Origin of the sequence: Rhodopseudomonas telluris, assembly GCF_042432815.1 — a bacterium.
Classification (GTDB): Bacteria; Pseudomonadota; Alphaproteobacteria; order Rhizobiales; family Xanthobacteraceae; genus Rhodopseudomonas; species Rhodopseudomonas telluris.
The window spans coordinates 22,690-44,424 of sequence record NZ_JBHLWM010000007.1 but is presented as its reverse complement, the minus strand read 5'-3'; the positions used below and the strand labels follow the sequence as shown (position 1 = coordinate 44,424).

The 21,735-nt window shown below is 65.6% G+C and carries 18 protein-coding genes; all 18 read right to left on the bottom strand.

Annotated elements, in window-relative coordinates; all coding sequences use genetic code 11:
• Positions 1-62: 62 nt before the first annotated feature.
• Complete coding sequence (locus ACFFJ6_RS17495; RefSeq protein WP_378390114.1) at positions 63-1,061, bottom strand: hypothetical protein; 999 nt, start codon at positions 1,059-1,061, stop codon at positions 63-65.
• 71 nt (positions 1,062-1,132) lie between these two features.
• Positions 1,133-2,446 (bottom strand): glycolate oxidase subunit GlcF, encoded by a 1,314-nt coding sequence (gene glcF / locus ACFFJ6_RS17490; RefSeq protein WP_378390112.1) that lies wholly within the window; start codon positions 2,444-2,446, stop codon positions 1,133-1,135.
• Positions 2,443-3,684 carry an FAD-binding protein gene (locus ACFFJ6_RS17485; RefSeq protein WP_378390110.1) on the bottom strand — a complete coding sequence of 414 codons (1,242 nt, stop codon included), beginning with the start codon at positions 3,682-3,684 and terminating at the stop codon, positions 2,443-2,445. Before ACFFJ6_RS17485 ends, glcF begins: the two co-directional genes overlap by 4 nt.
• 166 nt (positions 3,685-3,850) lie before the next feature.
• On the bottom strand, positions 3,851-5,344 hold the full coding sequence (locus ACFFJ6_RS17480) for an FAD-linked oxidase C-terminal domain-containing protein (protein WP_378390108.1): 1,494 nt from the start codon (positions 5,342-5,344) through the stop codon (positions 3,851-3,853).
• A 142-nt stretch (positions 5,345-5,486) separates the two neighbouring features.
• Complete coding sequence (locus ACFFJ6_RS17475) at positions 5,487-6,161, bottom strand: TetR/AcrR family transcriptional regulator (protein ID WP_378390106.1); 675 nt, start codon at positions 6,159-6,161, stop codon at positions 5,487-5,489.
• 193 nt (positions 6,162-6,354) lie between these two features.
• Positions 6,355-6,672, bottom strand: a complete 318-nt coding sequence (locus ACFFJ6_RS17470; RefSeq protein ID WP_378390104.1) for a branched-chain amino acid transport AzlD family protein — start codon at positions 6,670-6,672, stop codon at positions 6,355-6,357.
• Positions 6,669-7,406: an AzlC family ABC transporter permease gene (locus ACFFJ6_RS17465; protein WP_378390102.1), complete on the bottom strand. Its 738-nt coding sequence runs from the start codon at positions 7,404-7,406 to the stop codon at positions 6,669-6,671. Before ACFFJ6_RS17465 ends, ACFFJ6_RS17470 begins: the two co-directional genes overlap by 4 nt.
• 174 nt (positions 7,407-7,580) lie before the next feature.
• Complete coding sequence (locus ACFFJ6_RS17460) at positions 7,581-9,032, bottom strand: amidase (protein ID WP_378390100.1); 1,452 nt, start codon at positions 9,030-9,032, stop codon at positions 7,581-7,583.
• Between the two features lie 69 nt (positions 9,033-9,101).
• A complete protein-coding gene (locus ACFFJ6_RS17455) occupies positions 9,102-10,115 on the bottom strand; it encodes a helix-turn-helix transcriptional regulator (RefSeq protein WP_378390098.1) in 1,014 nt (337 codons plus the stop codon).
• A 153-nt stretch (positions 10,116-10,268) separates the two neighbouring features.
• Positions 10,269-12,185 (bottom strand): ATP-dependent zinc metalloprotease FtsH, encoded by a 1,917-nt coding sequence (gene ftsH, locus ACFFJ6_RS17450; protein ID WP_378390096.1) that lies wholly within the window; start codon positions 12,183-12,185, stop codon positions 10,269-10,271.
• A 127-nt stretch (positions 12,186-12,312) separates the two neighbouring features.
• The gene (gene tilS, locus ACFFJ6_RS17445; RefSeq protein ID WP_378390094.1) at positions 12,313-13,437 is read right to left on the bottom strand and encodes a tRNA lysidine(34) synthetase TilS; all 1,125 of its coding nucleotides are present in this window, start codon (positions 13,435-13,437) and stop codon (positions 12,313-12,315) included.
• A gap of 50 nt (positions 13,438-13,487) precedes the next feature.
• Positions 13,488-14,519: a tol-pal system protein YbgF gene (ybgF, locus tag ACFFJ6_RS17440; RefSeq protein ID WP_378390092.1), complete on the bottom strand. Its 1,032-nt coding sequence runs from the start codon at positions 14,517-14,519 to the stop codon at positions 13,488-13,490.
• Between the two features lie 181 nt (positions 14,520-14,700).
• Positions 14,701-15,198, bottom strand: coding sequence for a peptidoglycan-associated lipoprotein Pal (pal, locus tag ACFFJ6_RS17435; RefSeq protein WP_378390090.1), 498 nt, complete (start codon positions 15,196-15,198; stop codon positions 14,701-14,703).
• A gap of 289 nt (positions 15,199-15,487) precedes the next feature.
• Entirely contained in the window at positions 15,488-16,219 is a 732-nt protein-coding gene (locus tag ACFFJ6_RS17430) for an N-acyl amino acid synthase FeeM domain-containing protein (RefSeq protein ID WP_378390088.1), read from the bottom strand.
• A 144-nt stretch (positions 16,220-16,363) separates the two neighbouring features.
• Positions 16,364-18,697: a putative bifunctional diguanylate cyclase/phosphodiesterase gene (locus tag ACFFJ6_RS17425; protein ID WP_378390086.1), complete on the bottom strand. Its 2,334-nt coding sequence runs from the start codon at positions 18,695-18,697 to the stop codon at positions 16,364-16,366.
• Positions 18,698-18,860: 163 nt separating this feature from the next.
• A complete protein-coding gene (gene tolB, locus ACFFJ6_RS17420; protein WP_378390084.1) occupies positions 18,861-20,216 on the bottom strand; it encodes a Tol-Pal system beta propeller repeat protein TolB in 1,356 nt (451 codons plus the stop codon).
• A 23-nt stretch (positions 20,217-20,239) separates the two neighbouring features.
• The gene (gene tolA, locus ACFFJ6_RS17415) at positions 20,240-21,217 is read right to left on the bottom strand and encodes a cell envelope integrity protein TolA (RefSeq protein ID WP_378390082.1); all 978 of its coding nucleotides are present in this window, start codon (positions 21,215-21,217) and stop codon (positions 20,240-20,242) included.
• A 48-nt stretch (positions 21,218-21,265) separates the two neighbouring features.
• Positions 21,266-21,733 (bottom strand): ExbD/TolR family protein, encoded by a 468-nt coding sequence (locus ACFFJ6_RS17410; RefSeq protein ID WP_054165418.1) that lies wholly within the window; start codon positions 21,731-21,733, stop codon positions 21,266-21,268.
• Between the last annotated feature and the right edge of the window lie 2 nt (positions 21,734-21,735).

Below are 21,735 nucleotides of genomic sequence, written 5' to 3'. Positions count from 1 at the left end.
AAGACCGCGGGGATTGCCCGCGGTCTTTTTCGAATGCATTTGGCTATGAGGGCGCGCCGGACTCAGTCGGGGGTTCGCGGGTGCTCTTCGTGGGGGTGCTCGGCCTCGGTCTCGATATCCTCACCCTCCGCAGCGGCTGGGGAAGATTCGACCGGTACGTTGTCCTCGTGTTCGGCTTCCGCGGCCGACGAGAACGGTTCAGCAGGTTCGTCGTCAGCTCCCTCTTCGGCCTCGACGGTCGGCTCCTCGGCATCGGCTGGTTCGGCCGGCAAGGCCGCGTCCTCGACGGGCTTCGACTCAGCTTCAGCGGGCGCGGGCTCAGCGTCTTGAGACTCAGGCTCGGGGATCGAGGAAGCCGGCTTTTTCGCCCGCGGCTTGCGCGGTTTGGCAACCTTCGTCACCGCCGGCGCCTCGGCCGGGGCAGCGGCGTCGATCGCCTCGAGGAGTTCGCTCGGCGGTTCCTGCGGCGCCGCGGCGGGCGGTGTGGAGGGCTTCGCTTTTGGGGGAGCCTTTTTCCGGACAGGTGCCTTGGGTGCCACGGCCGGAGCCTTGGACGCAGCCGGCCCCTTGGGCGCGGACGCCTTGGGAGCTTTCTTGGCCGGAGCTTTGGCGATCGGCGAGGCAGCTTTCGCCGCCTTGGGCGGAGCCTTGCTCGGTGACGGCCTGACCGGCGCCTTGGCCTTCGGAGCCTTGCCGGCCGAGGCCTTCTTGGTCACGGCCTTCTTGGCGGGCGCCTTTGCGCCGACTGACTTCCTGGCGCCGGCCTTGGCGGCAGAGCCGGCCGACTTCTTGCCTGCGAGTTTTTTCGCGGGGAGCTGTTTCGAGGCGGCCTTCTTGGTGGCGCCCTTCTTGGCGGAGGATGTTGCGGACGACTTGCCAGCAGACTTCTTGGCCGGCTTGGCGGCTTTCTTGTCTGCTTTCTTGTCTGCTTTCTTGCCGGACTTCTTCGCGTCCTTCTTGGCCTTCTTGGCGCCTAGCAGGAGCTTGGCCTTGTCGGACTTTCGGGCTTTCTTGTCCTTCTTATCCGCCTTGTCCTTTTTGGACTTCTTGCCTTTCGCCATCGTCGTCCTCCTGTTGTGCGGATCGCCCCAGTTCGGCAATCACGCCATCCGCCAGCAGGCCTGCAGCACGGTCAGCTTTTCTCAGGTCGGGGACCGCCTGTCGCCCAATCGAGCAGTTCAATTGTGTGCATGACGGGAACATCCGTTCCGCTGGCGATCTGCACCATGCAGCCGATATTGCCCGCGGCGATCACATCCGGCTTGACGGAAGCGATGTTGGCGACCTTGCGGTCACGCAATCTGGTCGCGATGTCAGGCTGGAGAATGTTGTATGTGCCCGCCGAACCACAACACAAATGACTCTCGGGGATATCTTTCACCACGAATCCAGTCTTGGAAAGCAATTCTTTGGGCAGCCGCGTGATTTTCTGCCCGTGCTGCAACGAACATGCGGAGTGATACGCGACGACCAGATTGTCATGCGCCTGTTGCGGAATCAGTTCGAGCCCGCTGATGTATTCGCTGATGTCCTTGGCGAGGCCGGACACGCGTGCGGCGGATGCGGCGAACTCGGGATCTTCCCGTAGCATGAAGCCATAATCCTTGATGACGGTCCCGCAGCCGGACGTCGTCACCAGAATCGCATCGAGACCACCACGATCAATCTCGCGCAACCACGCCTTGATGTTGGTGCGTGCGTATTCGAGCGTTCGGGTGTCGCGGCCGAGATGATGGATCAGCGCCCCACAGCATGCTTCGTCCGCTGCAAGCACCACCTCGATGCCGTGTCGGGTCAACAGATTGATGGCGGCCCGATTGATCCGCGGCGCCAGCACCTGCTGCGCGCAGCCGTGCAGCAATGCCACCCTGCCGCGCTTCGGGCCGATCGCAGGGAACGTCGTGCCGGACTCGGGCCCCCGCTCCGGCAACTGCTTCGGGGCCAGCGCCAGCATAGCCTTGATCCGGCCGAGCAGCGTCGGCCGGGCGAGGTCATGCGAGCTCGGCAGCAGCGCGGCGAACGGCTGCACGAGTCGCGCCGCCCACATGCCGAGCCGGAACATCCCAGGGTGCGGCATCATCCAGGACAACGCCTCGCGGACAACCCGATCCCAGAACGGACGCTGGTAGTCACGCTCGATCCGCACCCGCGCCTGATCGACCAGATGCATGTAGTTCACGCCGGACGGACACGTCGTCATGCAGGACAGGCAGGACAGGCAGCGATCGATATGCTTGACGACGTCCGCGGTCGGCGGCTTGTCGCTCTCCAGCATCTCCTTGATCAGATAGATGCGACCGCGGGGACTATCGAGTTCGTCGCCGAGCAGCACATAGGTCGGGCAGGTCGCGGTACAAAACCCGCAATGCACGCAGGCACGCAGGATCTTGTCAGCCTCGGCGATATCCGGATCGGCGAGCTGGGTGAGAGAGAAATCGGTTTTCATGCTGCGGGTCCACGCGACAACCGGCCGCGATTGAGAACGTTCCTTGGATCGAAGCTGTGCTTGACCCGCTGCCCGAGCGCCGCGAGGCCGCCGGGCTGCGGCGGGAACACGTCGACGCTGGCGCGCACCTCCTCGCTGGCGCGGATCAGCGTGGCGTGACCGCCGATCTTGTCGACGCGCTGGCGCAGCGCCTTGGCGTGCGCATCCGTGGCCGGCGGCAGCGCCGCCCAGATCAGCCCGCCACCCCAATCGTAGATCACCTCGCCGCCACTCTCCCGCTGCAGCGCCTGGCCGAACGCACCGCCGGACGCCGGCGGGCAGACGATGCGCCACACCGGCCACAGCGCCCGCGGCCCGGCCGCCGCGAACGGCTCGACGTCCCGCACCGCGCACCACAACGCGGCCGAGGTCTCGTCGGTGATCAGTTCGGCGGGACCGTAACCCGCCAGCATCTGCCGCAGCGACTCCGCGCGGTGGCTGGCCGACGACGTGATGCCTTCGAGCCGCAGCAGCGTCAGCGCCTGGTCAGGTTGCGCGATGTCGCCGAGCGTGCCCCCGGTGGTGCGCAGCGCCGAGCCCGGCAGATGCGCTGCGCCGCTGACGTCGTAAGGCGACCCCATGGCTGCGGTCATCGCCTTGTTGGCCGCGATGTCGTCGAGGCCGCGCAGCAGCAGCGTGCGCTCGCATTCCGGCCGCGGCGTCACCTTCAGCGTCACCTCGGTGGTCACGGCCAGCGTGCCCCAGGAGCCGGCGAGCAGCTTGCAGAGGTCGTAGCCGGTGACGTTCTTCACCACCTTGCCGCCGGCCTTGAAACTCTCGCCGAAGCCCGACACCGCATTGGCGCCGAGCAGATGATCGCGCGCACCGCCGGATTTGATCCGGCGCGGCCCGGCGAGTCCGGCCGCGATCATGCCGCCGACGGTGCCCTCGGTCTCGACGGTGCCGAGCAGCAACGCGGTGTTCATCGGCTCGAAGGCGAATTGCTGGGCCTTGGAGTCGATCAGCGACAGCACGTCGGCCACCGGCGCGCCGGCCTGCACGGTGATGATCAGCTCGTTCGGCTCGTAGGCGACGACGGCGTTGAGCGCCGACAGATCCAGCACCGCATTGGTCGCCATCGGCTGACCGACGCGCCGCTTGGTGCCGTGGCCGACGATCTCGAGCGGCTGCTCATTGGCGATAGCGGCGCGCACCACGTCTTCGACGTCCTGCGCATCGCGTGCTTTCAGCGTGTCCACGGGCGGCTTTCGTCCTTCAAAATCGGAGGCAAATCCTCGACCGTCATTGCGAGGAGCGATAGCGACGAAGCAATCCACGCCGCGCGCGTGGCGCTGGATTGCTTCGCTTCGCTCGCAATGACGATGAGAGGCTGTACTTCGTACATCGCCGATCAAACTATCAATTTCAGAACCGCGGAAGGTCCGGGAACGGCAGCTTGCCGCCGTGCACGTGCATGCGGCCGAGTTCGGCGCAGCGGTGCAGCGTCGGGAACACCTTGCCGGGATTGAGCAGGCCGTCGGCGTCGAACGCGCATTTCAGGCGCTGCTGCTGATTGAGATCGATATCGGAAAACATCTCCGGCATCAGGTCGCGCTTCTCGATGCCGACGCCGTGCTCGCCGGTGAGCACGCCGCCGACTTCGACGCACAGCCGCAGGATATCCGCACCGAAGGCTTCGGCGCGATCCTGCTCGCCGGGCTGATTGGCATCGTACAAAATAAGAGGGTGGAGGTTGCCGTCGCCGGCATGGAAGACGTTGGCGACGCGCAGGCCATATTTCTCCGACATCTCGGTCATCCGCCGCAGCACCAAGGGCAGCTGTTTGCGCGGGATAGTGCCGTCCATGCACAGATAGTCCGGCGAAATCCGCCCCACCGCCGGGAACGCCGCCTTGCGGCCGCTCCAGAACAGCAGGCGCTCCTGCTCGCTGGTCGAGATCTGGCAGGTGGTCGAACCACACCCCAGCGCAATGGTCTCGACGCGCGTGATCAGTTCGTCGACCTCGACCTGCGGCCCGTCGAGCTCGATGATCAGCAGCGCTTCGACGTCGAGCGGATAGCCGGCGTGGACGAAGGCTTCGGCGGCGTGGATCGCGGGCCGATCCATCATCTCCATGCCACCCGGGATGATGCCGGCGCTGATCACGTCGGCGACACATTGACCGGCGGCCTCGACATTGGTGAAGCCTATCATCAGCGCCCGCGCGGTCTCCGGCTTGCGTAGGATCCGCACGGTGACTTCGGTGACGACGCCGAGCAGGCCTTCCGAACCGGTGATCACACCCATCAGATCGTAGCCGGCATTCTCGGCGCATTTGCCGCCGATCCGCAGGATCTCGCCGTTCATCAGCACGATCTCGCAGCCGAGCACATTGTTGGTGGTCATGCCGTATTTCAGGCAGTGCACGCCGCCCGAATTCTCCGCGATGTTGCCGCCGATCGAGCAGGCGATCTGCGACGACGGATCGGGCGCGTAGTAGAAGCCGGCATGGTCGACCGCCTGGCTGATCGCCAGATTGGTGACGCCCGGCTCGACCACCACGGCGCGGTTATCGAAATCGATCTCGCGGATACGCTTGAACTTGCCGAGCCCGAGCAGCACGCCATCGGCGAGCGGCAGCGCGCCACCGGACAAGGACGTGCCGGAGCCGCGCGGCACCACCTTGATGCCGTTCTTGTGACAATAACGCAGAACCTCGGACACCTGCTGCGTCGTGCTTGGAAGCACGACCACCATCGGCGGCTGGCGATATGCCATCAGCCCGTCGGACTCGTAGGGCCGCATCTCGGCGTCACTGGAAATCGTGCCCTCGCCCGGCACGATCTTGCGCAGCGCTGCGATGATTTCGTCGCGGCGCGCCAGCACCGCCTGGTCCGGCTCCGGCATCAGAATGGTCATGTGGAACTCCTGCGGCCTGCCGACATCGACCGGAGCGGACGTAGCACCGCGCCAGCTAACCGCCGGTGCGAGGATCGGCGGACCCACACATCCCTACTTAGAGCACTTCCATTCGGCAAACGGATTCGGTTTCCGGAACCGACTAAGCGCCGACCAGCGTCCGGGACGGCACGACGGCCTGCACCACCAGCCCGCGGGCGCGGGCGTCCATCACGCCGACGGCGCGCAGCGCCAGCAAGGTCACGGTTTGCACTGCATCACGTAGTTTGGCCGGATCGTCGAGATTGTCCGGTGCCAGCGGACCGACCAGCGACTCGTGCACGGCACCGAGCAGCGCGGTCGCGGCCAAGGCCGTATCCTGCGCCGGCAGATGCCCGGCACGAACGGCGGCGGCGATCCGCAGCTCGATTTCGCCGGCGATCTCGCGGCGGCTGGCAAGTCGCGACGCGGTGACGTCGACGTCGACCGGCTCGGCCAGAATGCCCCATGCGAGTTTGCGATGCGACAGCACATGGACCGCGACAGTCGTGACCGCGGCGGCGAGTGCCGATGACGGGCCGGGCGCCGCATCCGCGGCGCGTCGGATCGCAGCGAGTTCGTCGCGCGAAACCTCGGCGATCAGTTCGGATATCAGATCGGCCTTCGACGGGAAGTAGCGGTACACTGTTCCGGCCGCGACCTTGGCGCGGTTGGCCACCGGCGCGATCTGCACCGCCGCCATGCCGCCTTCTGCTGCGGTCTCCCTCGCTGCCGCGATGATCGCGCTACGTCGTGCAGCCAACCGCTTCACGACCTGGTGGGTTCGCCGGTAAACCATGCGCTCTCGTTCCGGAATCGAGCATTCCGATCCCGAGGGGTGGGACCAGAAAATCTCAGCTCATCAAGACTTTGGAGCATGGGCGAGCTCGCCGATCAGCGCGCTTCGTCCAAATCACTAGAAAAAAGTGAACACCTATTCAGAGACGATGGCAAGCCCTTACAGCAATGAAGTGAATAGCTCTCCAGCGGGGCTAGCCGGCGATGCCAAGCGCCCGCGCTAACGCAGCTACCAACATACCGGTCGCGACCGCGAGGAAGTCGTTTCGACGAATAATGCTGACGGTCATCGCCGCGACCAGCGCGAAGATCACGATCGGGCCGCCGTTGACGGCGACCGGGAGCGCGGCGGCGACGATGATCGATCCCGGCAAGGCGTCGAGCATCCGCCGCACCCGCGGCGTGACGTTGACGTAGCCCATCAACCAGAAGCCGCCGAGCCGAGACGCCACCGTGACCGCGGTCATCACCGCGAAAGCGATCATCACGTCGCTGCGCAGAAATTCGCTCATGCCGGCAGCGTCCGCGGCGGAGGCTCGTCCATCAATCCGGCACTGAGCGCACCCGCTAGCGCGCCGGCAATGATGAACCAGTAACCCGGCGTCAGCCAATGGACGGTCAGCGCCACGGCGCCCGAGACCGCCCAGGGAATCGCACGTCGCGCCCCTTTCCAGGCCGGCACCAGCATGGCCGCAAAGAAGGCCGGCATCGCGAGATCGACGCCGTATTTCTTCGGGTCGGACAGCTGTTCAGCCAGCAGGAAACCCGGAACGGAGGAGATCAGCCAGACGAAGTACAGCACCAGCCCGCCGGCGACGTAGAACGCCGCGTTGGCGCCGCCATGCTCGCGATAGCGCATCGCGGCGAGCCAGCCGCCATCGGTCACCAGCAGCATCGCCGGATAGGACTGCCACGCCGGCAACGTGCCGAACCACGGGCGCATCGAGGCCGTCATCAGAAAGAAGCGGATGTTCACCGTCGTGGTGAGCAGCGCCAATGCGGCGATCGTCGACGGCGTCAGCGTCTCCGGCCACGACTGCACGGCCACGAATTGCGACAGCCCGCCATAGACGGTCGCCATCATCACTTCGACTTCGGCCAGCGTGAAGTTTTTCTGCGCGCACATCGCGCCGAACGCCATGCCGAACGCAAGCGTCCCCGGCAGCATCGGCCCGATCGCGACGATCCCCGGCCAGATCGCTTCGCGCGACCAATAGGCCGGCGCTTTCGAGATGTGAGTGGTCATAGGAGGGTCCGCATGGCGCAATCTGCCTGCGCGTTGCGCACGGCAAGGTCAAGTCTCGGCGCCGGCATGCGGACTATGCGGCGGAGCACGAACGTTTCGCGGCGAAGCATGCACGTCGGGAGCTCCGCTCATTCGAGCCGGAGCTCCCGACGGGGCGGAACGCGACCGGCTTCGTTACAGCGATGCGACGTGCGTGGACGGCCGACGCCGCTGCCAGGGCAGCGACTGTTCGAGCTGCGCCGCGAGCCGGATCAGCAGATCCTCGGCGCCGAAGCGGCTGACGAACTGCATGCCGAGCGGCCGCCCTGCGCTGTCGCTGCATAGCGGCAGGCTGATCGCCGGCTGCCCGGTCATATTGTAGAGCGCGGTGAACGGCGCGTGGCGGAACAGATGGTCGTACCAGCCTTTCGCGCCGAGGCTGGCGTCGTTGCCGTTGCTGAAGCCGAGCGGGAGCGCCGCGGCGGCCGTGGTCGGCGTCAGCAGGACATCGTACTGCCGGAAGAACGGCGCGACGCTGCGGCAGACGATATTGGCGAACGCGTCGGCCATCTCGCCGTCGATCAGCGACAGGCCGAGCCCGTATTCGTAGCAAGCCAGCGTCGTCGCTTCGAGCAGCTCGTTTGATGGCGCTCGACCATTGAGCTGGCCGACGCCGAGGACGCCAGCGGCGAGGAAGCCGCACCAATAGGTGAGGTTGGCGGCGTGGAATTGAGCTTCATCGAAAACCGGCGAGGCTTCTTCGACATGATGGCCGAGGTGCTCGAGATGCTTGGCCACCTGTCGCAGCGCGTCGCGCATTTCCGGATCGATCTCGGCCTGCATCACGCCGTTGAGCGAGAACGCGATGCGCAGCCGGCCCGGATCGGCGCCGACCTCCTGCAGATAGGGGCGAGCCGGCGGCGCGACTTCGAACGGATCGCCGACACCGGGGCCCTGCACCGCGTCGAGCAGCGCGGCGCAATCCCGCACCGTGCGGGTGACGACATGCTCGATGCCCATGCCTTTCAGTGGCTGGCCGAATTCCGGCCCGGTCGGGGTGCGGCCGCGCGTCGGCTTGAGACCGACCAAGCCGCAACAGGCCGCCGGAATCCGGATCGAGCCGCCGCCGTCATTGGCGTGCGCGACCGGCACGAGCCCGGCCGCAACCGCCGCGGCTGAACCTCCGCTGGACCCCCCGGCCGAACGGGTCAGGTCCCAGGGATTGCGGGTCGGGCCGTACAGCACAGGCTCGGTGGTGATACTGAAGCCCATCTCGGGGGTGTTGGTGCGACCGAGCGTCGTCAGCCCAGCGGCCTTGAAGCGTCGCATCAATTCGGTGTCGTGCGGCGACGTGAAACTGCCATGGACGAAGCGGCTGCCCATGTCGCAGGCGACGCCCTCGGCGTGCATCACCAGGTCCTTGATCAGGAACGGAACGCCGTGAAAGGGAGCGCCAGCGCTGTCCGGCGCCGGCGCGTGCAGTGCCGCCGGGACGTCGCCGATCACCGCATTGATAGTTGGGTTGAGCGCCGCAATCGCGCGCTGCGCCGTCTCGGCCAGTTCCGCGGCGCTGACGTCACCGCTGCGGACCAGCGCGGCAAGCCCGAGGCCGTCCTGAGCCGCGTATTCTTCCAGTGTCAAAGCCATTCCCCGCCTCCGCAAATCGCTGCCGCCGTGGCAGCCTCTTGCGAATGCTAGGCAGTCGGATCTGCGGCACTATCGATCAGATGTTCCACCCGCTGGCGGCTGCGCGGCCCCGCCGGCTATACGGGCCAACGCCGCCTTGTTGGAGACGCCGAGCTTGTCGTAGATGCCGCGTAGATGATGGCGAACCGTGTAGGGTGAACACGCCAGACGCGCGGCGATGTCCTTGTAGGACTGTCCCAGCGCGTAGCACGCGGCGATCTCGGCCTCCCGCGGAGACAGTACGTCGAGCGGCGTTCGCGACCGGGCGCGGAGCACGATCAGGTCACCCTCGCGCGAACTGGCGACGCGAAGCCGACGTCCCTGAAACGCGCTCTCGCCGCCGGCGCTGGCGCGCAAGGCGGGCGGCAGAGCGGGCCCGTTCCAGCCCGACCATTCGCGGCGGATCAGCTCGGCGAAGCCGTCGTCGGCGATGTGCAGAAGGCCGTGCCGATCGGCCAGCGCCAGTCCGCCGCCACGATGGTCGCCGGCGCTGCGCAACCCGTCGAAATGCTGCAGCCAGTTCGCGTGCCACGCCGCCGTCAGGTGCGGCATCAGCAACTCCTTGAAGCCCCGCTCGGCCTCGCCGAAACTCGGCGCCGTCACCGGCCGATACAGCGACAGGAAGGTGGCGATGCCGAGCCGGCGATCGGCGATCACGGTCGAGAGCATGCTGCCGATATCGTACCGCTCCGACATCAGCGCCAAACCGCGGGTACGGCCGAGATCATCGCGGGAGAACCGGCCGGTGGCGCCCGGCCTGGCGGTGACCACGCGCGCGACGTCGTCGTCCAGCGCGACCGCTTCCCAGGTCGTGACGAAGTGCTCCGGCAGGGCGAAACGAAACGAGCTGTGCAGCGCGAAGCCACCGCCGGGCTGCGCCCGCACCATGCCCCACCACGCCGCGCGGAAAGGCAGATCGTCGGCCAGGCGCTGCAACGCGGCCTGCTGAAAGCGGCCGACGTCGGTGCTCCGCGACAGCGCGTAGATTTTCAGCAGCGCCGCGCTGAGGCGGCGGGCAGAGTCCAGATCAAATCGATTGCGCATCATGGCGGTCTCCCGAAACCGGAAGGAAGGCTGCAAACGGATCGTAGAGCAAAACTCGCGCCGGCTCGCGGGCGCTGATCAGCAGGTTTGGTCGAGCACAAAAAAACGCGGCGTTTCCGCCGCGTTTTTTGCAATCGGATGAAAGCGTCAGGCTCAGGCCTGGGGCTGCGGCTCCAGGCCCGGATCGGGCCGCGGGCGCGGCTTTCCGGCGGGCGGCACTGCCGAGGTGCGCGGACCCGACGGCTCGAGCACCGACTCACGGTTCGGCTTCTTGCCGTTGATCAGATCGGTGATCTCGTCGCCGGTCAGCGTCTCGAACTCGAGCAGGCCCTTGGCAAGCGCTTCGAGGTCGGCGCGCTTCTCGGTGAGGATGCGTTCGGCCTCCTTATAGCCCTCTTCGACCAGCCGCTTGATCTCGGCGTCGATCTTCTGGACCGTCGCCTCGGACGCGTTCTGGGTGCGCGACACCGACATGCCGAGGAACACTTCGTCCTGGTTCTCGCCATACGACACGGTGCCAAGCTCTTCCGAAAGGCCCCAGCGCGTCACCATCATCCGGGCGAGGCGCGTGGCCTGCTCGATGTCGGACGAGGCGCCGGACGTGACCTTCTGGCGGCCGAAGATCATCTCTTCGGCGACGCGGCCGCCCATCATGATGGCGAGGCGCGAGGTCATCTGCTCGAGCGACATCGACAGCTTGTCACGCTCGGGCAGCTGCATCACCATGCCGAGCGCACGGCCGCGCGGAATGATGGTCGCCTTGTGGATCGGGTCGGTGGCCGGGACGTTGAGGCCGACGATGGCGTGGCCGCCTTCGTGATAGGCGGTAAGGAGCTTCTCCTCCTCCGTCATCACCAGCGACTTGCGCTCGGCGCCCATCATCACCTTGTCCTTGGCGTCTTCGAATTCGGTCTGGGTGACCATGCGCTTGTTGCGCCGGGCCGCCATCAAGGCCGCTTCGTTGACGAGGTTCATCAGGTCGGCGCCGGAGAAGCCCGGGGTGCCGCGCGCGATGTTCTTCAGGTTGATATCCGGCGCCAGCGGCACCTTGCGGACATGCACCTTAAGGATCTGCTCGCGGCCGACGACGTCCGGATTCGGCACCACGACCTGGCGGTCGAAGCGGCCGGGACGCAGCAGCGCCGGATCGAGCACGTCGGGGCGGTTGGTGGCAGCGATCAGGATCACGCCCTCATTGGCTTCGAAGCCGTCCATCTCGACCAGCAGCTGGTTGAGAGTCTGCTCACGCTCGTCATTGCCGCCGCCGAGGCCGGCGCCGCGATGCCGGCCGACCGCGTCGATTTCATCGATGAAGATGATGCACGGCGCGTTCTTCTTGGCCTGCTCGAACATGTCGCGCACACGGGAGGCGCCGACGCCGACGAACATTTCGACGAAGTCCGAACCCGAGATGGTGAAGAACGGCACGTTGGCTTCGCCCGCGACCGCACGCGCGATCAAGGTCTTACCAGTGCCGGGAGGGCCGACCAGCAGCACGCCACGCGGAATGCGCCCGCCGAGACGCTGGAACTTGCCCGGGTCCCGGAGGAATTCGACGATCTCCTGCAGGTCCTGCTTGGCCTCGTCGACGCCGGCGACGTCCTCGAACGTCACGCGGCCGTGCGCCTCGGTCAGCATCTTGGCGCGCGACTTGCCGAAGCCCATCGCCTTGCCGGCGCCGCCCTGCATCTGCCGCGACAGGAAGATCCACACACCAATCAGTGCGATGAACGGCAACCAGGAAACGAGCAGCGACACGAACCACGGCACGTTGTCGCCCGGCGGCTTGGCGGTGATCGCCACCTTGCCGTTGTAGAGGCGGGTCACGAGCGTCGGATCGTTCGGCGCGTAGGTCTGGAAGGTCGAGCCGTTGGTGAAGGTGCCGTGAATTTCCTGGCCCTGGATCACCACGTCGCGGACGTGATTCTGATCGACCTCGCTGAGCAGCTGCGAGAACGAGATGTCCTGCGAGGCGGCGCGCTGGCCGGGGTTCTGGAAGAGCGTAAACAGCGCCAACAGCAGCAAAACGATAATGACCCAGAGGGCGAAATTCCGCAGATTGGCGTTCATCGGTCTTCCTTATTGGTCGCGCGGATCGCGACCTTTGGCCCAGGTTCGCCGTCAGGCTCTCCCGGACCGGCCATTGCACAATCTAGGTGTCACACGGCGCGCTGCCAAGAGAAGCATTCAGGACTATTTAGCGCATTCTGCCGCTTTTCCGGCTCAAATCCCGGCGAGCGCGGCCTTCGATCGAGCTTGTCTCAGGCGCTTTGGAAACACTCTCGCCACCTCGGCCACGGCGCGGCGGGGCTGGGGTTATCACGAGCCGATCGGCGGTCAGCGAAATCACGGCACCGGCAAGCGTCTGTTTCAGCTTGATTTGCCGCCGCGCGGGGAAGACCGCCGCCGCGGCAGTCTGGATCGCGCGGTCCAACGCTTCGGCCTTGCCGAGTTCCGGGATTCCCTCGCGGCCGACCCGGCCGAGCACGCGTAGCAGCAGGCGGATCCGGATTTCCGCGGCCAGGGCGCAGAACGCCGTGGCGTCATAGCCCAGTAGAGAATGGCCCCCGCTCTGCAACGCCAGGAATTGCTCGGCGCCGTCCACCAGCAGTTCCAGTGCCGCATCGGCCCGCGCGGCGCGGGCTGCGAACCGCGCGAGATTTCGCGAATCGCAGCCCTCGGCGGCGAGCAAGGGCATCAATTCGCGTAGCCGCGGACGCGTGAAGCGTGGGTCGCTGTTGCTTGGGTCGATAGCGAACTCAACGCCCGCCCGTGCCAGCGTCGCGACCAGGCGTTGTTTGGGCACGTCCAGCAACGGGCGGACCAGCATCAATCCCTGGCGTTCCGTCTCGCGCGCCATCGCGGCGAGGCCGGCGATGCCGCTGCCGCGAGACAGCCGCATCAGTACGGTCTCGGCCTGATCGTCCCGGGTATGCGCGGTCATGATGTAGCCGGCGCCTGCTGCGCTCGCCGCCCGTGCCAGCAAGCGATAGCGCGCCTCGCGCGCCGCGGCGGGCAGACCTGAGGCCGGCTTGTCGCCGGTCCAACGCAGCGTCCGGTGCGGCAGGTCGAGCGATCGCGCGAACTGCTTGACGGCGCGTGCCTCGCGGGCGGCCTCCGGTCGCAAGCCGTGATCAATAGTGACGACCGACAGTGCCGGTCCTCGTTTCAGGGCTTTGCGCCAGCGTGCGGCAAGCCACATCAGCGCCAACGAATCCGGCCCGCCGGAGACGGCCAGCACAAGCGCCGGCGCCGACTTCCAGTCGGCGAACAGATGGCTGGCTTCACGCGCCGTAAGCGGCGCTTCGTCGTTCCCGGACATCAGCGGCACAATCCCTGACGACCGGCCCCGGCATCGCCGGAGCTGTCAGTTCAGCACTTCAGCTTCTTCTGTTCGGCCTCGACGCCCCTTCGGACGCCGGCGGACGCCTTCGGGTATTTGCGCCCGATCTCGCCGAGCGCCGCACAGGCGGCTTCCTTCTCTTTCAGCGCCGACAAGGACTGACCGAGCCGCAGCAGCGCATCGGGCGCCTTGCCGGACTTGTCGTACTTGCTGGTGACAGCAAGGAACGACTCGGCGGCGTCGCGATACATCTGGCGCTGGAAAAAGCTCTCGCCCAGCCAGTACTGCGCATCCGGCGTGAGCGCATCGTTCGGATACTTGGTCGCGAAGTTGCGCATCGTCTCTTCGGCGAGCGCATAGTCGCGGCGCTGCATGTAGCCGATGCCGAGGTCGAATTCGTCGCGCGGAGAGGCCGACGGCGGCAGCGTCGTCAACCCGGCCCCGACTCCGGCGCGTGGCGCCTGCTGCTGCGGCGCGCCCGCATCCGGATAGCGACCGGCATTGTTGGAGAGATCGATCGGAGCGCCGGGATCGCGTCCGGGCAGATTGCCGCCCTGCTCCGCCGGGATCGGCAACTGACCGCCACCGAGCGCGCGCGGCACTCCGGGGGCCTGCGGGTTCTGGTTCGGATCGAATGCATCGCCGCGGCGGCGGCCGGTCGCCGGCGGCGCCGTCACCTGCTCCTGCACGATCGGCGCCTGCGGCTGCTGACCATAAACCTGACCTTGCGGCTGCTGCCCCTGGCCATAGCCGGGCGACTGCGGCTGCTGGCTGTACACCGGCGGCTGTTGGGGAGCCCCCGGGGGAGCGGCTGCGCCGGGGCCGCCCGGCTGAACGCCAGCGCCGCTCTGCAATTGCCGCACCTGATCTTCGAGCCTACGGTTGCGGTACTGCAGCTCCTCGTTCTGACCGGTGAGCGTGCGGAGCCGCTCTTCGAGCTGCTGAATCCGGATCTCCGGATCGACCTCGCCGCCATACTGCTGGGCCAGCGCGGGAGCGGCGAAAGCGAGCATCGCGAACACCGCGAGACTGCGCGCAGAGACGGCAAGATTGGATGACATGGGGGCCCGACGGTTGGGGATTGCGCGCCAGATTAGTAGCGCCGGATTGATCGCCGGACTACGCCAAAAATGTGACTGGAACGACGTGTTGAGGTCGCACCGGCCGCCACGAGTATAAAAGCACCCTCGCAAAAGAAAACGGCGCCCGAAGGCGCCGTCCGTCAATCGCTGCAAGGCGCGCTCAGGCGCCGGCGTTCAGCACGGTCACCGCGCGGCGATTCTGCGACCAGCACGAGATGTCGTTGCAGACCGCGACCGGGCGTTCCTTGCCGTAGGAGATGGTGCGCATCCGCGACGGATCGATGCCGCGGGACGCCAGATAGTTGCGGACCGACTGCGCACGCCGCGCGCCCAGCGCGATGTTGTATTCGCGGGTGCCGCGCTCGTCCGCGTGGCCTTCGATCGTGAACGAGTAACGATTGTAGGTCTGCAGCCACTGCGCCTGCTTGTCGAGCGTCGCGGTCGCCTGCGGCGAAAGATCGGTCTGGTCGCTCTCGAAGAACACGCGGTCGCCGACATTGACCACGAAATCCTGCTGGCTGCCCGGGGTAGCCGCATTGGCCATCGCACCGTCGGCGCCGAGCCCGGTCTTGTTATTGGCGCAAGCCCCCATCGACAGGGCCACCGCGAGCACCGCGGCCAGCTTCAATCCCTGGAGGATTCGCTTCTGATGTGTCATTCCGGAGCCTCCACGCTCGCGATATTCGGATGTCATCCGGTCTACAGGGCGATGGTTAAGCGAACGTTCCGTCAACCTTGATGAGACGTTGCCGACTCCGATCAAATGCCCCGATCGGCGAAAAGCAATCGCAATGGTTAATGAGCTGTAAATATGGCGCCAAGGTGAAGGCGGCCGCAGATCTGCGGCCGCTGAGTGGCGCGGGGATGACATTCGGAATCGGAAGGAGGCCGCGTCGGCAGAATGCAGTCCGCGCTGGAGCAACCGGACCCGCTTCCCCCGACGGTGCTCAGGCCGACGGAGCCGTCCGCGGCACCTCGACCAGGCGGCGCGGCGCCGACAGAGCGGGCGCACGTTCGAACAGCCTGTGCCGCTCGAACGGCGTCGAACGCAAGAACGGATAGCGCGCAAACACCTTGTGGTGCGTGTTAGGGAAATCGATCTCCATCAGGCTGATCGGCTTTTTCAGCCCCGGATAGTCGCGCGGCGGGCAGATCGACGTCATGAAGACCCGGCGATAGAACGCCTGATGCTCCGCCCGCACCGACGCCAACCCGAGATCGGCGCGGAAGTGCTCACACGCCACATAAGCCAGCCGCAGCGTCAAATAAGCGAGTTCCGGCACACGGTGGGTACGGTCCGGATCCGACACGAAGCGGGTCGGATCGACGATCACCTTTCCGTCCGCCAGCCATGGCTGCAGGAAATCGGGAAAGACATCCATGGATGGACACAGGTGGTTCTTTGGCGAAGCCACCGTGATCCGAAGCGAACTCGTCAGCTCGCCTTCGAAGAAAATACCGAAGATCCAGGAATTCGCCTGGTCGTCATATCGATCCGTCACAATGCCGACGCTGTTCGGATCGATCGCCCCCTCTTTGAGATAGGCGCGGTAGCGGAGCCGGTAGATCGCCTCGCGGTCGGCGGCGGTTTCGGCGAGCCGATACTCGATCTTGTCGAGCAGTTCGCGACGGCGGAGGGCGACCCGCCCTTCTTCGTATTCCTGCCGGGCGGCGCTCATCGACAATCCCCACTATTCAAATGCTGAACGTTCAATTCAACCAGCGAACGTTAACGAATTCCTAATCACCAAGCAAAGCATTTGAATCATTAAGGTTAATCTTCCGGCGCCGAAATCCTGAGTTGCAGCAGGCTGCGTCACGGCTCAGGCGATCGAGCGGAAGGGCAAAACCAGCTTCTCGCCGTCCTTTGGCCGTCGGCCATGCGACGCTGCCAGCAACTGGCGAATGCGGGAGGCCTGCACGGGGCGGCTGAACAGATAGCCCTGGCCTTCGGTCACGGTGCCGTCGGCGCTGATCCGTTCGAGCTGTTCGTTGGTCTCGATGCCTTCGATCACGACGGACATGCCGAGATCGGCGCTGAGGCGGGCGACGCCGCGAAGCAGAGTCAGCGGCCGATCGTTGTCGATGCCTTCGAGGAAGGAGCGATCGATCTTGACCTTCTGCAGCGGGAAACTGTGCAGATAGCTGAGGCTCGAATAGCCGGTGCCGAAATCGTCGAGCGAGATCCGGACGCCTTCGGCGTGGAGTTGCTCCAGCACATCATGCGTGAACTGGGTATTCCGCAGCAGCGACGACTCCGTGATCTCGATCTCCAGCCGGCTGGCCGGCAGGCCGGAGACTTCGAGGGCGTAGCGCACTTCGTTGAGAACGTCGCGCTGATGGAATTGCTGCGACGAGAAGTTGACCGCGACGCTGACTTGCTGCGGCCACATCATGCACTCCATGCAGGCCTTGCGTAGAATCCAGCGGCCGAGGTCGACGATCAGTCCCATCTCCTCGGCGACCGGAATGATGTCGACCGGCGAAACCGTTCCGCGCACCGGATGATTCCAGCGCAACAGGGCTTCGCAGGTCGTGATGCGCCCCGTCTTCAGGTTCACCAGCGGCTGGTAATAGAGTTCGAATTCCTCGTTGGCGAGGGCCTTGCGCAAATCGAGTTCCAGGATTCGGCGCGCCTCGACCGTATGGGCCATTTCCTCGCGGAAGAAGCAGTAAGTTCCGCGGCCGTCGGCCTTGGCGCGATACAGCGCCATGTCGGCATTCTTCAGCAGGATGTCGGCCCGCGTACCAGGCGCGGTCATCGCGATGCCGATCGACGCGCCGATCTCGACCACGTGATGGTCGATCAGGTAGCGGTCGCTGAGCCGATCGACGATGCGGCGCGCCAGCACCGCGGCGTCTTCGTTGGACCTGATGTTCTGCTGGAATACCACGAACTCGTCGCCGCCGAACCGTGCGACGAAATCCTCCGGACGCAGCATGCCGCGCAGCCGCTCCGCGACCGCGCACAGCAAGCGGTCGCCGCAGGGATGACCCAGCGTGTCGTTGATCTGCTTGAACTGATCGAGGTCGATGAACAGCAGCGCGGACAGCTGCGTCTTGCCCTGGCCGTGCTCGGTCGCGAGAATCCGCTCGATCTCGTCGCGGAAGTGAACCCGGTTCGGAAGGGCGGTGAGTTCGTCGTAGCGCGCGAGGTGGACGATGCGGGCTTCGGCGGTGCGGCGCTCGGTGATGTCCTCGACCAGCACCACGGTGCCGCCGCCGGCCATCGGCTGGAACGTCCATGACAGCGAACGCGGCGTCGCCTCGTCGCCGACCGTCACGATCTCGCCGGCGAGCGAGTTGTCGATTTCCGACAGGATCAGACGGCCGCTCGATGCCGAAATCGCTCCGATGGTGACGCACGCCGACACGATCTCGGTCGCCGTCGGCGCGCTGTTCATGAGGCTGTCCCGCAGCTTCATCATTTCGGCGAAGCGGCGGTTCATCACCGCGAGGCGACCGTCGGGGCGGAACATGCACAGGCCGTGCGGCATGTTGTTCAGCGCGGTGTCGAACTGATTGGCGAGCGCCGCCTCTCGTTCGCGTCCGATCCAGGCGTCGAGATAGAGCCTCTGCAGACTGGAGGTCACGCGGCGGATCGCAATGAAGAACACCATGCTGAGCACGGCGAGCGCCAGATAATAGATTCCCCCGATAGTCAGCATCGCCAGGATCAGCGGACCGCAGCTCAGCAACACCTGCAGGTGGAAAATCTTGGGCCGCCCGAAGGTGCGTCCGACACCCGCCGAGGTGTAGGCCACCACCGTGGTGATGCAGAGCATGTGGGCGCCGATGTCGTGGGTATCGAGCAGCACCACCAGCGACCAAAGGCCAAGGCAGATGCCGTGCGTGACCGCGCCCACGCGATAACGGCTTTCCCAGGAATCAGCGTCTTCCGGCGAAAGGGGTGCATTCCGCTGGCGGTAGCGCCGCATCTGCAGAGCGCGCGCGCAACCGATCAACACGAACAGAGGAACGAACAGCCATGTCCAGATATTGCCGGTGACAGCGCCGATCACCGAACCGGCAATCGCCGGCCCGAACGCGCCGACAATCATCGGCGCCGGGTTCATGAACAGCGAGTCGACCAAGCCGGCGTGGATCGCCGGCGACATGTCCTGTTCACCGTCTCGTTTGGGGCTGGGAAGCTGCATCAGCTGCAAGCGGTCCTTTCAGACTCCGCTGTACCTCAAGCAGATGAAGCCTTTCTGAGCGAACATGCTTAGCAACTCATTGCCACGATCGCAGCTTCGCTCGCGCACGCTTCGCCCGCGCGGGCCTTGCGTCATGCGCAAGCCGCCCACGACGTCTTTCGGCTTAGGACAGTAGCGGCGACCAGGCAGGGTCGGACGCATAGCCGGGAGTGGGAACCCGCAACTCATTGCGGCCCGACACATCGACCGTGAACAACGACGGCCCGGCATTGCCGCCGGGATCGCGGAAAAACATCAGAACACGGCCGTTCGGCGCGAAAGTGGGACCTTCGTTGTGGAACCCGGAGGTCAGGATCCGCTCGCCGGAACCGTCCGGCTTCATGATTCCGATCGCGAACTGGCCGCCACCCATCTTGGTGAAGGCGATGTAGTCGCCGCGCGGCGACCACACCGGAGTCGAATAGCTGCCGTCGCCGAACGAGATCCGCTGCGCCTGCCCGCCATTGGCCGGCATCACGTAGATCTGCGGCTTTCCGCCACGGTCGGACTCGAAGCACAGCCTGCTGCCGTCCGGCGCGTAGGACGGAGACGTATCGATCGCCGGCGTGTCGGTCAGCCGCGTGGTCGATTTGGAACGCAGATCCATCACGAACAGGTTGGAGTTGCCGCCCTGCTGCAGGCTCATGATGATGCGCTGGCCGTCCGGCGAGAACCGCGGCGCAAACGACATGCCGGGAAAATTGCCGACGATCTCGCGCTGTCCGGTCTCGATGTTGAACAGATAGACCCGCGGGTCGCCCTGCCCGAACTCCATGTAGGTGATTTCCTGCGTCGACGGCGAGAACCGCGGCGTCAGCACGAGATCGCTGCCGCGGGTGAGGTAGCGCACATTGGCGCCGTCCTGATCCATCAGCGCCAGCCGCTTGACGCGGCGATCCGACGGACCGCTTTCATCGATGAACACGATGCGGCTGTCGAAGTAGCCCTTCTCGCCGGTGAGACGCTCGTAAATCTGGTCCGAGATGATGTGGGCAATGCGGCGCCAGTACTCCGGCGAGGTGAAGTACTGCTGGCCGGCGAGCTGCTGACCGGTGGCCACGTCCCACAGCCGGAACTCGGCCTTGAGGCGGCCGTCCGACTGCCGGGTCATCCGGCCGGTGACCAGCGCCTGGGCGTTGATGCTGCTCCAGCTTTTGAACTGCGGCGGAACGTCGATGTTGGTGATCTTCTCGAGGAAGGCCGCCTGATCGATCGGCGCAAACAATCCGCTGCGCTTGAGATTGTTGGTGATCACCTGGCTGACGCCGTTGCCGACTTCGGTGTCGGACGGCGTGCCGGCGATGAAATTCGGGATCGCGATCGGCAGCGGCGCCACATCGCCGCCCGTCACCGTGACGCGCGCCTGGCCGAAGGCGCGGTGCGCTCCGCCGGCGATCAGGCCGGCAGCCGCCAGGCCTGACAGAACTTGCCGTCGTCCGATGACGAACGGCGCGGCGATCGGCTTTCGTGAATCTGACATCGTTGCTTGCTCTCAGCGCAGAGTTACAGGTCTCTGCTATCAAACACAGGGTTGAAATAACGCCATTCCCCGAAGAACCCGGGTGGCAGCCGATAGGGTGCGCATTCGATGATGGCGCGCAGCCCGCTTTCCTGGAACACGCGCTGGTAGGGGCTCGACGGCGACGACACCGCCACCGGCATCGTCTCGAGCGTACCGTCCTGCTTCAGCCGGATGCTGAACTCGGCTTCGACGCGTTGGGCGTCGAGGCCGCCATACGGCTTCTTCCAGCAACGCAGCACCTGCTCCTTGAACATCGCGCCCCAGGTCGCCGAGTTGTCCGCCGACTTGCCCTTGGCCAGACCGAGTGCCGCATTGGAATTCAACGCGTCGCCGGTCGCCGACTGACGCGTCGGGTCGCGCTTGTCGAGCAAGGCGGCAATCTTCGACTGATCGAACACCCGCTCGGCCTTCTTGGTCGGCTCGGGCGGCTTGGCAGCCGCTTCGGCTTGCGGCTTCGGCGGCGGCTTTTTCTTCTCTTCCTTCTTCAAGGCCTCGGCGATCGGATCGACCTTCGGCTCCGGCTTCTTCTCGGCCTCCTTGGCCTCTTCCTTCGCCGGCTCGGGCTTCTTCTCCGCCTTCTTGGGCTCTTCCTTCTTGGGTTCTTCCTTCGCCACCGGCTTCGGCGGATCGGGCTTCTTCTCGACCGGCTTGTCGGGTTTGGGCTGAGGCGTCGGCGCGGTGTCGGTGACCACCGGCGGCTTCTTGTCGTCGATCTTGCCGACCGCATCGTCCATCGGCTTGGCCTCGGCGACCTTCTCGACCAGTGGCTTGGGGTTTTCCTTCTTGCCGGTCTTCATACCGGCCATCACCTTGGCGAGCTGATCTTCGGAGATGGTATCGACCGCAACGGAATCCTGCGGTTCGAGTTCGAAGGCCTTCGACGAAAAAGACAGCATGGCCCAGCCGAGCACGAGGACGTGCAACGCGACCGAGGCCACCAATGTCTTGTCGATCTTCACCTTCAGAATTCCTGCTCCATCCTCAGTGTCAGTAGGCGCCTTCCCCGTTCAGGAGCCCTGCTCCGGCAGGATCACGATGTTCGGCTTGAATCCGGCGGCCTTGATCTGGCCGAGCAGCTTCATCATGTCCGTGTAGCAGACGTCCTTGTCACCCCTGAGATAGATGACGTTGTCGGTGTCGGACCGCGTCGCCCGGATCGCCTTGATCTTGGCGTCGAGTTCGGCCGCCGGCACCGCGCTGTCGCCGACATACATCTCGACCTGCGAATTGCAGGCGCCGCCGGTGCGCTTCACCGACAGCGTCAGCGGCGGCGAGTTCGACTGGATCTGCGCGCCGCCGCGGGCGGTCGGCAGATCGATATCGATCGAAGTGGTGAGCAGCGGCGCCGCGACCATGAAGATGATCAGCAGCACCAGCATCACGTCGACCATCGGGGTGACGTTGATCTCCGCCATCACCGGACGCTTGCGACTGCCGCGACGGCCGCCGCCGCCCGCAGCTACGTTCATCCCCATGG

Bases quoted from the DNA above. Each gene is read 5' to 3' on its own strand.
- ACFFJ6_RS17495 (WP_378390114.1), bottom strand. From the start codon at position 1,061: ATGGCGAAAGGCAAGAAGTCCAAAAAGGACAAGGCGGATAAGAAGGAC.
- glcF (WP_378390112.1), bottom strand. From the start codon at position 2,446: ATGAAAACCGATTTCTCTCTCACCCAGCTCGCCGATCCGGATATCGCC.
- ACFFJ6_RS17480 (WP_378390108.1), bottom strand. From the start codon at position 5,344: ATGACCATTCTGATGCCGGAGCCGGACCAGGCGGTGCTGGCGCGCCGC.
- ACFFJ6_RS17475 (WP_378390106.1), bottom strand. From the start codon at position 6,161: ATGGTTTACCGGCGAACCCACCAGGTCGTGAAGCGGTTGGCTGCACGA.
- ACFFJ6_RS17470 (WP_378390104.1), bottom strand. From the start codon at position 6,672: ATGAGCGAATTTCTGCGCAGCGACGTGATGATCGCTTTCGCGGTGATG.
- ACFFJ6_RS17465 (WP_378390102.1), bottom strand. From the start codon at position 7,406: ATGACCACTCACATCTCGAAAGCGCCGGCCTATTGGTCGCGCGAAGCG.
- ACFFJ6_RS17460 (WP_378390100.1), bottom strand. From the start codon at position 9,032: ATGGCTTTGACACTGGAAGAATACGCGGCTCAGGACGGCCTCGGGCTT.
- ACFFJ6_RS17455 (WP_378390098.1), bottom strand. From the start codon at position 10,115: ATGCGCAATCGATTTGATCTGGACTCTGCCCGCCGCCTCAGCGCGGCG.
- ftsH (WP_378390096.1), bottom strand. From the start codon at position 12,185: ATGAACGCCAATCTGCGGAATTTCGCCCTCTGGGTCATTATCGTTTTG.
- tilS (WP_378390094.1), bottom strand. From the start codon at position 13,437: ATGTCCGGGAACGACGAAGCGCCGCTTACGGCGCGTGAAGCCAGCCAT.
- ybgF (WP_378390092.1), bottom strand. From the start codon at position 14,519: ATGTCATCCAATCTTGCCGTCTCTGCGCGCAGTCTCGCGGTGTTCGCG.
- pal (WP_378390090.1), bottom strand. From the start codon at position 15,198: ATGACACATCAGAAGCGAATCCTCCAGGGATTGAAGCTGGCCGCGGTG.
- ACFFJ6_RS17430 (WP_378390088.1), bottom strand. From the start codon at position 16,219: ATGAGCGCCGCCCGGCAGGAATACGAAGAAGGGCGGGTCGCCCTCCGC.
- ACFFJ6_RS17425 (WP_378390086.1), bottom strand. From the start codon at position 18,697: ATGCAGCTTCCCAGCCCCAAACGAGACGGTGAACAGGACATGTCGCCG.
- tolB (WP_378390084.1), bottom strand. From the start codon at position 20,216: ATGTCAGATTCACGAAAGCCGATCGCCGCGCCGTTCGTCATCGGACGA.
- ACFFJ6_RS17410 (WP_054165418.1), bottom strand. From the start codon at position 21,733: ATGGGGATGAACGTAGCTGCGGGCGGCGGCGGCCGTCGCGGCAGTCGC.